Annotated in this window: 13 protein-coding genes; 9 read left to right on the forward strand and 4 right to left on the reverse strand. The window is 63.1% G+C overall.

Annotated features, from left to right (window positions below; genetic code table 11):
- Positions 1 to 42: 42 nt before the first annotated feature.
- The 3 genes from ACZ5YV_RS10990 to ACZ5YV_RS11000 form a co-directional block, all read right to left on the reverse strand.
- Positions 43 to 942 (reverse strand): UTP--glucose-1-phosphate uridylyltransferase, encoded by a 900-nt coding sequence (locus ACZ5YV_RS10990; protein ID WP_464787650.1) that lies wholly within the window; start codon positions 940 to 942, stop codon positions 43 to 45.
- An 86-nt stretch (positions 943 to 1,028) separates the two neighbouring features.
- Entirely contained in the window at positions 1,029 to 1,457 is a 429-nt protein-coding gene (locus ACZ5YV_RS10995) for a hypothetical protein (protein ID WP_196224798.1), read from the reverse strand.
- Positions 1,458 to 1,652: 195 nt separating this feature from the next.
- Entirely contained in the window at positions 1,653 to 1,826 is a 174-nt protein-coding gene (locus tag ACZ5YV_RS11000; RefSeq protein ID WP_449474410.1) for a DUF1674 domain-containing protein, read from the reverse strand.
- 46 nt (positions 1,827 to 1,872) lie between these two features.
- On the opposite strand from ACZ5YV_RS11000, the gene htpX reads away from it, so the two are divergent.
- The 9 genes from htpX (at position 1,873) to ACZ5YV_RS11045 (ending at position 12,848) form a co-directional block, all read left to right on the forward strand.
- Positions 1,873 to 2,847, forward strand: a complete 975-nt coding sequence (gene htpX, locus ACZ5YV_RS11005; RefSeq protein WP_464789207.1) for a zinc metalloprotease HtpX — start codon at positions 1,873 to 1,875, stop codon at positions 2,845 to 2,847.
- A 104-nt stretch (positions 2,848 to 2,951) separates the two neighbouring features.
- Positions 2,952 to 4,238 carry an RsmB/NOP family class I SAM-dependent RNA methyltransferase gene (locus ACZ5YV_RS11010; protein ID WP_464787651.1) on the forward strand — a complete coding sequence of 429 codons (1,287 nt, stop codon included), beginning with the start codon at positions 2,952 to 2,954 and terminating at the stop codon, positions 4,236 to 4,238.
- Positions 4,239 to 4,285: 47 nt separating this feature from the next.
- Positions 4,286 to 4,771: a diguanylate cyclase gene (locus tag ACZ5YV_RS11015; RefSeq protein WP_464787652.1), complete on the forward strand. Its 486-nt coding sequence runs from the start codon at positions 4,286 to 4,288 to the stop codon at positions 4,769 to 4,771.
- A 90-nt stretch (positions 4,772 to 4,861) separates the two neighbouring features.
- A complete protein-coding gene (gene rpe, locus ACZ5YV_RS11020) occupies positions 4,862 to 5,524 on the forward strand; it encodes a ribulose-phosphate 3-epimerase (protein ID WP_464787653.1) in 663 nt (220 codons plus the stop codon).
- Complete coding sequence (locus ACZ5YV_RS11025; RefSeq protein WP_464787654.1) at positions 5,521 to 7,290, forward strand: heparinase II/III family protein; 1,770 nt, start codon at positions 5,521 to 5,523, stop codon at positions 7,288 to 7,290. Before rpe ends, ACZ5YV_RS11025 begins: the two co-directional genes overlap by 4 nt.
- Before the next feature lie 96 nt (positions 7,291 to 7,386).
- The gene (purH, locus tag ACZ5YV_RS11030) at positions 7,387 to 8,976 is read left to right on the forward strand and encodes a bifunctional phosphoribosylaminoimidazolecarboxamide formyltransferase/IMP cyclohydrolase (protein ID WP_464787655.1); all 1,590 of its coding nucleotides are present in this window, start codon (positions 7,387 to 7,389) and stop codon (positions 8,974 to 8,976) included.
- 114 nt (positions 8,977 to 9,090) lie between these two features.
- Positions 9,091 to 10,617, forward strand: a complete 1,527-nt coding sequence (locus tag ACZ5YV_RS11035; RefSeq protein WP_464787656.1) for an NAD(P)/FAD-dependent oxidoreductase — start codon at positions 9,091 to 9,093, stop codon at positions 10,615 to 10,617.
- A gap of 10 nt (positions 10,618 to 10,627) precedes the next feature.
- Positions 10,628 to 11,041 carry a GtrA family protein gene (locus ACZ5YV_RS11040; protein ID WP_464787657.1) on the forward strand — a complete coding sequence of 138 codons (414 nt, stop codon included), beginning with the start codon at positions 10,628 to 10,630 and terminating at the stop codon, positions 11,039 to 11,041.
- Positions 11,004 to 12,848, forward strand: coding sequence for a hypothetical protein (locus ACZ5YV_RS11045; RefSeq protein WP_464787658.1), 1,845 nt, complete (start codon positions 11,004 to 11,006; stop codon positions 12,846 to 12,848). Before ACZ5YV_RS11040 ends, ACZ5YV_RS11045 begins: the two co-directional genes overlap by 38 nt.
- Here ACZ5YV_RS11045 and msrB read toward each other — a convergent pair.
- The gene (gene msrB / locus ACZ5YV_RS11050; RefSeq protein WP_449474420.1) at positions 12,829 to 13,305 is read right to left on the reverse strand and encodes a peptide-methionine (R)-S-oxide reductase MsrB; all 477 of its coding nucleotides are present in this window, start codon (positions 13,303 to 13,305) and stop codon (positions 12,829 to 12,831) included. The two genes, ACZ5YV_RS11045 and msrB, sit on opposite strands and share 20 nt — an antisense overlap.
- Between the last annotated feature and the right edge of the window lies 1 nt (position 13,306).

Below are 13,306 nucleotides of genomic sequence, written 5' to 3' on the forward strand. Positions count from 1 at the left end.
CCCTCCCGCTTGCGGGAGGGGAGATAAAGGAGGGGTTTGCCTTCAGGCGGCAGCGGCGATCGTCGTCGCGCCCAATTCCGCCAGCGCGAACTTGCGGATATGCTCGCCCAGATCTTCGCGCTCCAAAGCCAGCGCCAGGTTCGCTTCGATATAACCCGCCTTTGACCCGCAGTCGAAGCGGCGGCCGTCGAAGGTCACGCCGTGGAAGGGCTGCTGCCCGATCATTGACGCCATGGCGTCCGTCAGCTGGATCTCGCCCCCCGCGCCCTTTTCCTGGGTCGCGAGAATCTTCATGACCTCGGGTTGCAGGATGTAACGGCCAGGCAGGATGAGGTTGGAAGGCGCGGTGCCGGGCGCGGGCTTTTCCACCAGCCCCTTTACCTCGGTCAGCGCGCCATCGCGCTGGCCCGGATCGATCACACCATAGCTCGGCGTATCGGCCATCGGCACTTCAAGCGCGCAGACCAGGTTGCCGCCGACCTGATTATAAGCATCGACCATCTGCTTGAGGCAGCCCCGTCCCGGCGCACCCTTCATGAACTCGTCGGGCAACAGGATAGCGAAGGGCTCGTCCCCAACGATGTCGCGCGCGCACCAGATCGCGTGGCCGAGGCCCAGCGGCTCCTGCTGACGCAAGAACACCGCATTACCGGGCGCAAGGCGCGTGCCGTCCAGGGCTGACAGGTCCTTGCCGCGCTCGCGCTGGGTGGCTTCGCTTTCATAGGCGATGTCGAAATAATCTTCGATCGCGCCTTTGCCGCGCCCGGTCACGAAGATCATCTGCTCGATCCCGGCTTCGCGCGCCTCATCGACGGCATATTGGATCAGCGGGCGATCGACGACCGGCAGCAGTTCCTTGGGCACCGATTTGGTGGCAGGCAGGAAGCGCGTGCCGAGGCCTGCGACAGGAAACACGGCTTTGCGGATAGGCTTGTAAGGCATGATATTCCATTCTCGCTAGACGCGCGGACAGGCTTCGCCCCCCACGCGTCAAAGGTCAAGCATAGCGGGAGGATTACCTCGCCCGGTCAGACGGCCAGCAAGCGCTGCGCCACCGTTTCGAGCGAAGATATCTCCGCATCGAGATGATCAAGTGAGACATGCGTGTGATTGTTCCGAGCATCGCGGCACGTAAAACCGCCAGGCGCGGGCTGCTGAAAGCCGCCAATGATGAGCGATCGGAAGCGATCGATCCTCTGCATGTGTCGCTCGATATCCGAAATCTCCTTGAGCGCGCTGGCGTTGCGCTTGTCGCGCATCGCCACCATGGTCCGAAGTTCGGTCATCAGTTTCGCCATGCCGGGGCGCATCCGGGTGCCGACGGTTCGCACGTCACCCATCGCTTCCCGCATCATGGCGATTTTCGCCTCCAGACTCTGTTCCAGCATTGTCCAGGCACAGACCAGACGACCCACGGCACAGAGCAGCGCCGCATCCTCCGGCGCATATTCAGACACCGCCCTCACCTTTATCTCGGCTATATGATTCACGACCCACCCCGGCTTTGTTTTCTTCCTTTGCCCCGCTGAATCCTGCACGCAAGCGGGTAGCAAAGGCTAGAGGAACGCGCCGCGCCGCTCGCAGCGAGGGCACAGGCCAGCGGAAGACGTGCATAATCAGCGATGAACCGATCAAGGGGCAGTCGCCGACATTCAAAAATCGATAGCGATTCCCTTGCGTTCCCAGTCTCCGTAGCGGACGGGACTCAATTCTTCCTCATGGCGTGAGGGGGTATCGATCGGGTCGGGCGCAGGCACTGGCGGGCTCTTCGAAAGATGCGCGGGCGGCTTCACATGCGCGGGACGCTTGCCGTTATATGTTCCCATGTCCAAAGCCTTTCGATTGTGGCGCCGCACCGGCAACCCCATATTCATGCATGGTCCGCTATCTGGGCTGCAAAGGAGTGGAAGACAAGTGAGCGGTTTGAAGACGGTGATGCTGTTGTCGGCGATGACGGCGCTGTTCATGGCGCTGGGCTATACGCTGGGCGGCAGCGGCGGGGCGATGATCGCGCTGGTCGTGGCGGCGGGCATGAACCTGTTCACCTTCTGGAACGCCGACAAGATCGTGCTGTCGATGCACAACGCCCAAGAAGTGGATGCCCAGAGTGCGCCCGAATATTACGGGCTTGTGCGCGACCTTGCCCAGCGGGCGGGTCTTCCCATGCCGCGCGTCTATCTGATCGACCAGCCGCATCCCAACGCCTTTGCCACTGGCCGCAATCCCGAACATGCCGCCGTCGCCGCGACGACTGGCCTTCTCTCGATGCTCAGCCGTGACGAGCTGGCGGGCGTGATGGCGCATGAACTGGCCCATGTGAAGAATCGCGATACGCTGATCATGACCATGGTCGCGACGATCGCGGGCGCCATTTCGATGCTCGCCAATTTCGGCCTCTTCTTCCGTGGCGGCAATCAGGAGAATGGTCATGGCAACATCCTCGCCACGCTGATGGCGGTGATCGTTGCGCCCTTTGCCGCGATGATCGTGCAGATGGCGATCAGCCGCACGCGCGAATATGGCGCCGACGCCGCCGGAGCGCAGATCAGCGGCAATCCCCGCGCACTCGCATCCGCGCTCGCCAAGATTTCCGGTAAGGCCGAGATGATCCCGAACCATGTGGCCGAGCGCAATCCCGCCGCCGCCCAGCTCTACATCGTCCCCGTGCATGTGAGCGAACTCTTCTCCACCCACCCCGCGACCGAAAAGCGCATCGCGGCGCTGGAGGAAATGGCGGGGGATATGGGCGTGCCGATGGCTACCGCGGCGCGGGCCTCGGCGTTGAGCCCGATGGCAGCGTCAGCGCGTCGACGGTCGAGCGCGCTTGATCCGTTGGGACGGAACTGAGATCCGCCTTCTACCGTCATCCCAGCGGAAGCTGGGATGACGAATGTTGTGGCGGGGTGCCGAACGGTGATTACTTTTCCCGCCAATTGGCCTAGGCGCAGGCGATGGCGAAACCTTCCCAACCTACAGATATTCCCGGCCTCCCCGCCCGTCGCGCCGCCTTGCGCCTGCTCGACGCCGTCCTGCGCCGGGGCGATCCGCTGGAGCTGGCGCTGCATGGTGCTGCGCAGGGCCTGCCCGCTCCCGACCGGGCGCTCGCTCATGCTATCGCAGCCGAGACGCTGCGCCACCTGCCCGATCTCGATGCGCTGATCGATGGCGCTACCCGCCAGCCGCTGCCCTCCGATGCCAAGGCCCGCATGGTCCTGCGCATCGCCCTTATTCAGGTGCTGGCGCTCGGCACCGCGCCCCATGCCGCCATTGCAACCGCGCTGCCCCTGGTCGATGGCGGCCCGCGCAAGCTGGTCCATGGCGTCTTCGGCACGGTCACGCGCGCTACACCCACCCTTCCCGATCCACCCAAATTGCCGGACGAAGTCGTGGCGCGCTGGGAAAGCCAGTGGGGCAGCGGCATGACCGCCGCCGCCGCGCGCGCCTATGCCGTGCGCCCGCCGGTCGATGTCACCCTGCGCGACCCGGCAGAGACCGCCAGCTGGATCGAGAAGCTTGGCGGCGAAAGTTTCGCGCCCGGCCATGTCCGCTTGCCCGATCACGGATCGGTGACGGAACTTCCCGGCTTCACGGAGGGCGCTTGGTGGGTGCAGGATCTCGCTGCCTCCTGCCCCGCACGCCTTTTTGGCCAGGGCAAGGGCCGCACGGTGCTGGACCTTTGCGCGGCACCCGGTGGCAAGACGATGCAGCTCGCCGCCGCAGGATGGCAGGTGACGGCCATCGACCAGTCGAAGAAGCGGCTGGAACGGCTGAGCGAAAACCTGTCACGCACGGGCCTTTCCGCCACGATCGTTCAGGCCGACCTGCGCCAGTGGGAGCCCGCCACCCCAGCGGACGCCATCCTGCTCGACGCCCCCTGCACTGCCACCGGCATCTATCGCCGCCATCCCGACGTGCTGCATCGCATCGGCCCGCGCCAGATCGCCGAACTTGCCGAGTTGCAGGCGGAGCTGCTCAACCGGGCGGCCCAATGGCTTAAGCCCGGCGGCACTCTGATCTACGCCACCTGTTCGCTTGAACAGGCGGAGGGTGAAGATCAGGTGAAAGCATTTCTCCACGCCCGCCCCGATTTCAGCATCCAGAATGCCAGCGGAGCCGAATTGCCGCAGGGCATGGCGGCTCATCCGGAAGGCTGGCTACGCACCCTGCCGGAAACATTGGCGGAGCGGGGCGGAACGGACGGCTTTTTCATTGCCCGCCTTGCTCGCGCGTCACAATGAATTAAGATCGGTGAATTAAGATCAGAGCAACGTCAGAAAGGCCCCGCTTGCGCCCGACCGAGCCTCTTGCCCTGCACCATAGCTGGCCATTGTACGATCTGCATGAGCACCTCGCCTCAGTGTCGCTCGACGAATACACTGCGCGCGATGATCAGGCGCTGGCGGAGCGTGGCATCGGCCTGTGGCATTGCGACCTCAGCGATAATGGCCTGTCCTGGACCAGCGGCGTCTATGATCTGTTCGGGGTAGAGCGTGGCACGGCGGTGCCACGTTCGCTCGCCGTGTCGCTTTACCGACCGGACTCTCGCGAGGCGATGGAACAACTGCGCGCCTATGCCATACGCCATCGCCGGGGCTTTACCATCGATATCGATATCCGGCCACTCGACGGCGGCGAGTGTACCATGCGCCTCATCGCCGCCCCGATATTGGAGGGCGCGCATGTCGTCGCGCTGCACGGTGTGAAGCAGTTTCTGCCGCGCGGCTCGGCGGCTTCGCGCGGCCTTGATCCGACCATTTTCATCCTCCCCTGATCCGGCGGCCGCCAGCGCCGAAAAAGCCTGTGGATAAGGTTCAAATGCGGCGTTGCCCTTGACCCAAGGCGCGGCTAGAGCCGACTGTTGATGACCAGCCCGATCCTTATCTCGCCCTCCATCCTCTCCGCCGACTTCGCCCGCCTGGGCGAGGAGGTGCGCGCGATTGACGAGGCGGGTTGCGATTGGATCCATATCGATGTGATGGACGGCCATTTCGTCCCGAACATCACGATCGGCCCCGCCGTGGTGAAGGCGCTGCGTCCCCACAGTAAAAAGCCCTTCGACGTACATCTGATGATTTCTCCGGTGGACCAATATCTCGACGCCTTCGCTCAGGCAGGCGCCGATATCCTAACCGTTCATCCCGAAGCCGGGCCGCACATTCACCGCTCCATCCAGTATATCAAGTCGCTGGGCGTGCAGGCGGGCGTGGTGCTGAACCCCGGCACCCCGGCCAAGATGCTCGATTACCTGATCGATGATGTCGACCTGATCCTGGTGATGAGCGTCAATCCCGGCTTTGGGGGGCAAAGCTTCATCGAAAACCAGCTGCGCAAGATCGAGGCGATCCGCAAGATGATCGACAAGAGCGGGCGCGACATTCGCCTGCAGGTCGATGGCGGCATCGATTTCACCACTGCCCCGCGCGCGATCGAAGCGGGCGCAGACGTGCTGGTCGCTGGCACCGCAACCTTCCGTGGCGGACCTTCGGCCTATGCCGACAATATCCGGAAGCTCAAGGGCGGGTGAGCGACAGGCGGCGCATCCCCAGCCCATCGCTTGCGGATACGGCGGAATCAGAACCAGCCGAAAACGGAATCGAACAGGGCAAGCGCCTCATCCGCGTCGCGGATGACAAGGGCCTGTCGCTGGCTCAACGGGTCGCCAACCGCTTTTACCTGATGAGCTGGAAAACGCCGATCCACGGACGGCGGCTCAAGGGGAAATATCCGCTCAAATTACTCGCTGTGCCCGATGACGAAATTGCGGGCGATGGCAAGGCTGGTCAGGCGATCCGCGCCGGTTACTTCCAGTTTCGTGGGTTGAAGCAGCCGGTCAACACGCTGGATTTCGATCGTTTGACCGTCATCCCCGCCTTCGCCGACTATCTGCACAGCTTTGCATGGCTGCGCGACCTGTCATCGGCGGCGACGCGGGAACAGGGCGCGCCCATTGCCGAAGCCGTGCTGCGCAAATGGCTGGACGTGCATGCCGAAACGCCAAGCGAGCCAGCGTGGCGTGCCGACAATGCCGGTTGGCGGCTGCTCTTCTGGTCGGCCCACGCGCCGCTTATCCTGTCATCCAGCGATCTGGTCTATCGCTCGCTGGTACTGAACTGCATCGCCCGCACGGCCCGACATCTGGATCGCGGCGCGGACAAGGCACCCCTTGGCCTGCCGCGTCTGGTGGCTTGGGGCGGAATCGTCGCGGCTTCGATGCTGCTGCCGGGCGGCGCTGCCCGGAAGATTTTCGGTGAAGCGGGTCTCAAGCGCGCCATCGAAAACACGGTTCATGGCGATGGCGGCATTGTCTCGCGCTCGCCGCTGGACCAACTGGACGCCATCATGCTGCTGGCGATGGTTCGGGCCGTCTACGATGTTCGCCGCGAACAGGTGCCGCCTTTCCTCGCCGAAGCGCAGGGGCGAATGGTTCCCGCGCTGCTGGGCCTCACCCATGGCGATGGCGGGCTTGGCAGTTGGCAGGGCACGGGCGCGATCGACCCCGCCATCATAGAAGACGTGATCCGGGCGAGCCGCGTGCGGGCGCGTCCGCTGCGGCAGGCGAGCGACTGGGGCTATCAGCGGCTTGTCGCGGGCACGACCATCGTCCAGATCGATGCCGCGCCGCCCCCGGTCGCTCGCCTGGCCGAGGCGGGATGCGCCTCCACCACCGCGATCGAGATCAGTGACGGGCCGCAGCGGCTGATCGTCAATTGCGGCGGCGCGGCGCTTGAGGGCGCATGGATGCCCGGCGGCCTCGCACAGGGCCTGCGCACCACGGCGGCGCACAGCACGCTGGTGCTGAACAACAGCAATTCCACCGCCCTGCTCCCCGACGGCACTCTGGGACGCGGCGTGACCGAAGTCGAATTTCACCGGCAGGAGCAGGAAAGCGGTAGCCGGATAGAGATCAGCCATGACGGCTATGTGCGACGCATGGGCTATGTCCATCGGCGCCTGCTGCTCGTCAGCATCGATGGCCGCGAAATCCGGGGCGAAGACATGCTGACGCCCGCCGCGCGCCGCCGTCGGCCGGTAAAGCTGCCCGCCGAGTTACGCTTCCACCTCGCGCCCGGAGTGGAACCCACCGCCACGGCGGACGGCATGGGCGCGTTGTTGCGCATCGAGATGGGGCCTATCTGGCAGTTCCGCGCCAATGCCGGCAAGCTCGCCATCGAGGAAAGCCTCTGGGTGGATGGAGAGGGCCGCCCGCATGAGACCCGCCAGCTTGTCATCACCGCCGAAGCACTGCCCGGCGGGTCGACCATCGGCTGGCTCTTCAAGCGGATGAGCTAAGGCCCCTTACCCCCAATCCTATCCTTGCCGCATCGGCCCGGCAGGACTAGAGGCCTGCGGCAAGCCTGAGCGGCAACCCGAACAGCAGGAAGCATCATGTCAGACGTCACCATCAAACGCGCCCTTCTTTCCGTGTCGGACAAGTCCGGCCTCATCGAACTGGGCCAGGCGCTGGGCAAACATGGCGTCGAACTGGTGTCCACAGGCGGCACGGCCAAGGCGCTGCGCGATGCCGGGCTGGACGTGAAGGATATTTCCGACCTCACCGGCTTTCCGGAAATGATGGACGGCCGGGTCAAGACCCTGCATCCCAAGGTTCATGGCGGCCTGCTCGCTGTCCGTAACAATGCCGACCATGTCGCCTCGATGAACGAACATGAGATCGGCGCCATCGACCTTGTCGTCGTCAACCTCTACCCCTTTGCCGCCACGGTCGCGAAGGGTGCCGAGCGCGAGGAGATCATCGAGAATATCGATATTGGTGGCCCCTCGATGGTCCGCTCCGCCGCGAAAAATCATGAGAGCGTCGCCATCGTCACCGATCCGGCCGACTATGCCCGCCTGATCGCGGAGATGGAAGAAAAGGGCGGCGCGACCAGCTACGATTTCCGCCGCATGCTGGCGGCCAAGGCCTATGCCGCCACCGCCGCCTATGATTCGATGATCGCCAGCTGGTTCGCCTTTGCCGATCAGGGCGTCGATTTCCCCGAAACGCTGGCGGTGTCGAGCAAGCTGGGCGCGACCCTGCGCTATGGTGAGAACCCGCACCAGTCGGCCGCGCTCTATCTCCCGGTCGGTCCTTCCGCCAACGGCATTGCCCAGGCCAAGCAGATCCAGGGCAAGGAACTGAGCTACAATAATTACAATGACGCCGACGCCGCGCTGGAGCTGGTCAGCGAGTTCCGCGACGGCCCGCCGACCGTCGTGATCGTCAAGCATGCCAATCCTTGCGGGGTCGCCACCGGCGATACGCTGATCGAAGCCTATGAAGCCGCCCTCGCCTGTGACAGCGTGTCTGCCTTTGGCGGCATCATCGCCGTCAACCGTCCGCTCGACGGCCCGACCGCCGAAGCGATCAGCGGCATCTTCACCGAAGTCGTCGCCGCGCCCGACGCTAACGAAGAAGCCAAGGCGATCTTCGCGAAGAAGAAGAACCTCCGGCTGCTGTTGACCGGCGAACTCCCCGACCCGGCGCGCACTGGCCTGATGATGAAGAGCATCGCTGGCGGCATGCTGGTGCAGAGCCGCGACAATGGCCGCGTCTCCCGCGATCAACTGAAGGTCGTGACCAAGCGTGCGCCGACGGAACAGGAACTTGCCGATTGCCTGTTCGCCTGGACCGTCGCCAAGCATGTGAAGTCGAACGCCATCGTCTATGCCAAGGACAACAGCACCGCTGGCATCGGCGCGGGACAGATGAACCGTCTCGAATCCGCGCGCATCGCCGCGTGGAAGGCGAAGGACGCCGCTGAAAAAGCAGGCTGGGGCGAAGCCCGCACCATCGGCTCTGCGGTGGCCTCCGACGCCTTCTTCCCCTTCGCCGACGGTCTGCTGACGGCGGTCGAAGCAGGCGCGACGGCGGTGATCCAGCCGGGCGGATCGATCCGCGACGAGGAAGTCATCGCGGCGGCGGATGAAGCGGGCCTCGCCATGGTGTTCACTGGCATGCGGCATTTTCGCCACTAAGACAGGCTGGCGGGGCGGTCCACCTGCCCCGCCATGCTTACCTGATCGTTAACCATTCCTTAGATGATTTCCGCCAATTCCGATGATAGAAGTTAGCCTATCGGGGGGCATTGCATGCCGGAAATCGACCAGAATGTGGATGTCGCCATCATTGGCGCGGGTCCGGCAGGCCTGACTGCGGCCTATTTGCTCACCAAAAAGGGCTATTCGGTCACCGTTATCGAAAAGGACCCCCGCTATGTCGGCGGGATCAGCCGTACCGTTGAACTGAACGGATTCCGCTTCGACATTGGCGGCCACCGCTTCTTTTCCAAGTCGAAAGAGGTGGTCGATCTCTGGAACGAGATTTTGCCCAATGATTTCATCCAGCGTCCCCGGATGAGCCGCATCTATTATGAGGGCAAATTCTACAGCTATCCGCTGCGTGCCTTTGAGGCGTTGTGGAACCTTGGCGTGTGGCGATCGACGTTATGCATGGCGAGTTTCGCGAAGGCCAGGCTGCGGCCGAACCGCAATGTCCGATCCTTTCAGGACTGGACGGTGAATGCCTTCGGTCACAAGCTATTCTCCATCTTCTTCAAGACCTATACCGAAAAGGTCTGGGGCATGCCCTGCAACGAAATGTCGGCTGATTGGGCGGCGCAGCGGATCAAGGGCCTGTCGCTCTGGGGCGCGGTAAAGGATGGGCTGAAGCGCTCGCTGGGTCTTAACAAGCGGCCCAATGACGGCATGGCGACCAAGACCTTGCTGGAAAGCTTTCGCTATCCACGGCTTGGCCCCGGCATGATGTGGGAAGCCGCGCGGGACTTCGTCGTCAAGGGCGGCAACAAAGTGCTGATGGCGCATAGCCTCAAGCAGCTGTCGCACGACCAGGGCTCCGGCCAATGGCACATGGTCGCGCAGGGTCCCGAGGGCGAGGTGCTGCTGAAGGCGCGTCATGTGATCAGCTCCGCGCCTATGCGTGAGCTGGCGGGACGCATTCATCCTTTGCCCGCGACGCTCGGCAATGCGATGGAGCTTAAGTATCGCGACTTCCTGACCGTGGCGCTGATGATCAAGTCGGAAGACCTGTTTCCCGACAACTGGATTTATATCCATGATTCGAAGGTTCAGGTCGGCCGCATCCAGAATTTCCGCAGCTGGTCTCCGGAAATGGTGCCCGATCCGTCGCTCGCCTGCGTCGGCCTTGAATATTTCTGCTTCGAGGGCGACGGCCTGTGGTCATCGAATGACGATGCTCTGGTCGAGCTTGCCAAGCGCGAAATGGCGATCCTGGGACTGTGCGATCCTGCCGATGTGGTCGGAGGAGCGGTTGTCCGTCAGGAGAAGGCCTACCCGGTCTATGACGATGATTATGCCGCCAATGTGCTGAAGATGCGGACGGAACTGGAGCAGCTCTACCCGACGCTGCATCTGGTGGGCCGCAACGGCATGCACCGCTATAATAATCAGGATCATGCCATGATGACCGCCATGCTGACGGTGCGGAACATCGAAGCTGACGAACGGCAGTTCGACATCTGGGCGGTCAACGAGGATGCCGAATATCATGAAGCTGGTGAGGAAGGCGAAGAAGCCATGGGGCAGAATGCGGCGCTGGGGAGCGTGCGACGGGTGCCCGGCCGCCTGAAGGCCGCGTAAACCGGCAGTCATGGCATTGATGAACCTTGGCCATCTGAGCAGCGCTTTCACCGTCCGCTTCACCATAGTCCGCTATTTGCTGGCCAGCCTTTGCGCGCTTTGCGGCGACATGCTGCTGTTCCTGACGCTGCTGCGGTTCGATGTGCCGCCTACGATAGCGGGAGCCATCGGCTATGCATCGGGCCTGCTGTTACACTGGCTGATCAGCGTCCGTTTCGTTTTTCCTTCGGCTGTCGGCCCGACGAACCGGCAGCGTCTAGGCTTTGCGGTCAGCGCCGTGGTAGGCATCGCCGTGACATCCGGCCTTATCAGCGTTTTGGGAGCCGCCGGAATGGCTCCGGCGCTTTCGAAGCTGTTCGCCATCCCAGCAAGTTTTCTATCTGTATATGCGATCCGGAAATATGGCGTCTTCGCCGCTCACTAAGATCCGCACGGAGTTCACCCGAGACATTGGGGGGACAACCACCCCCAATGCCCGCTGGCTCATCCTTGCCTGGATTTGCTGTTCCATCATTCTGTTGTGGCTGGCCCGCGACCAGCTAGACATTTTGGGCTTTCGTGATCCGGATGATGCAATGCGCCTTCAGCAAGTGCGCGACTGGCTCGGCGGCCAAGCCTTTCTGGATGTCAGTCAGCATCGGGTGAACCCGCCCTTTGGCGGCCCCATGCATTGGTCGCGCATCGTCGACATGCCGATCGCGGCGATAATCCTGCTGTTGCGACCGGTGCTGGGCGGCCACCTGGCCGAAGTAATCGCCTGCTCGACAGTTCCACTGCTGTCGTTGGGTGCGTTGGCATGGGCACTCCATGTCGCCGTCGTTCGTATTGCTGGCAAACCGGCGGCGATGCTTGCGCCGGTGCTTATGCTGACGACGCCGACCATCCTTGTGCAATTCGGGCCGCTGCGGATCGATCACCATGGCTGGCAGATCCTGATGGCGACGATCGCTCTTGCTGGTGCAATGGATACGCGGCCTGCACGCGGCGGCGTGGTCGCAGGCGCTGCCATGGCCGTGTGGCTACAGATTTCTAGCGAAGGACTGCCCTACGCCGCCCTGTTCGCGGCTGTATTGGCGTTGCGGCAGTGGCGAGATCGAGATGAGACGCCCCGCTTTGTAGCCTATGCGCTGACCTTGGGCAGTGCAGCGCTGCTGCTGCTGGCTGTCCTGCGCGGCATGGCGCAGCTGGCGCACGCGCAATGCGATGCCCTTTCAGCGGCCTATATCTGGCCATTGATCGCCTTCGCGATCGTAACGCCGATTGTCTTCCGCATCGCCGCCCCCGTTTCCGCGACTGGGCGGTTCGCCGCCGCAGGAACCGGTGCATTGGCCGCCGCTGCGCTGTTCATCATCACTGGCAAGTCTTGCCTGACCGGCGATCCTTTCCAGTCGCTGGGACCCGTCGCCTATAAACTCTGGTATTTGCATGTCATGGAAGGCCGTCCGATCTGGGAACAGGGCCGATCGATGATGGGGCTCATTCTGCTGCCTCCGCTCGCGGGACTGGCCGGGTCGATCATGGCGGCGCGAATTGCCGATACGGCCAAGGCGCGCGACCGCTGGCTGGCTGTGGCGCTTCTTCTGACCGGGGCGACGCTGGTGGCCATGCTGGTGATGCGGGCGATGTCGGTCGCCCATGTACTGGCGTTGCCGGGGGTGGCCTGGTTGATGTTGAGGCTATTCCGCCGGGCGCAGCAGAAAACTGCGACGATCCCGAGGGTGTTCGCGTCCTCAGCGGTCGCCTTGCTCACACCAGCGGCCTTGTGCGCGCTCTGGATCGCGGCGACGGCGGGCGCGGAGAACGATGAGAAATCGCCCACGCCTGCGGGTGAATGCCGGACTGCCGTGGCGTTAGAACCATTGCGGCAGTTGCCCCGATCGACGCTGTTTGCGCCCTTGGATATAGGCCCCGACATTTTGATCCGCACCCGCCACGATGTCATCGGCACGGCGCATCACCGGAATGCGGCCGGAATCACGGCGGTGGTCGAGGGCTTTACCGCGCCGCCAACAAAGGCGCGGGCTATTCTGACGGCTTTGAATAGTGGCAAGGGACCAGACTATCTGGTGACCTGTCCCAGCCTAAATGAGTTCAGACATTATGCTCAGGAGCATCCGGGCAGCCTGGCAATGATTTTGGACAAGGGCGGACATCCCGACTGGTTGAAGCTAGTCAGGCTTCATGGGATGACGTCCTTGCGTGTCTACAGGATCATGCCGCCGAAAAACTGAGCGCCACTCCGTTCATGCAATAGCGTTTCCCGGTGGGCGGCGGTCCATCGTCGAAAACATGACCCAGGTGGCCACCGCATCTGGCGCAATGAACCTCGATCCTGGGATAAAGCAGGGACATGTCTCGCGATGTGCCCGTGGCACGGGGCAAGGGCGCCCAGAAGCTCGGCCAGCCTGTGCCGCTGTCGAATTTGGTCTTCGAACTGAACAGTGCCTGGTCGCAACCCGCGCATTTGAAGGTGCCCGCGCGATGTTCCTTGTTCAACGGACTGGTGAAGGGATGTTCGGTGGCCTGCTTGCGCAGCACATTATAGGCAAGCGGGCTCAGGCGCTTGCGCCATTCAGCATCGGTGAGGGTAAAGGGATAAGCGGCGGCAGCCTCTTCCATTCCCAATCGCCAGAAGGCGAGAGCAGCTACCGCACAGGCGCCACTTTTGAGAAGATCCCGCCGTGTCATC

It is taken from the genome of Sphingobium sp. TomTYG46, from assembly GCF_055396345.1.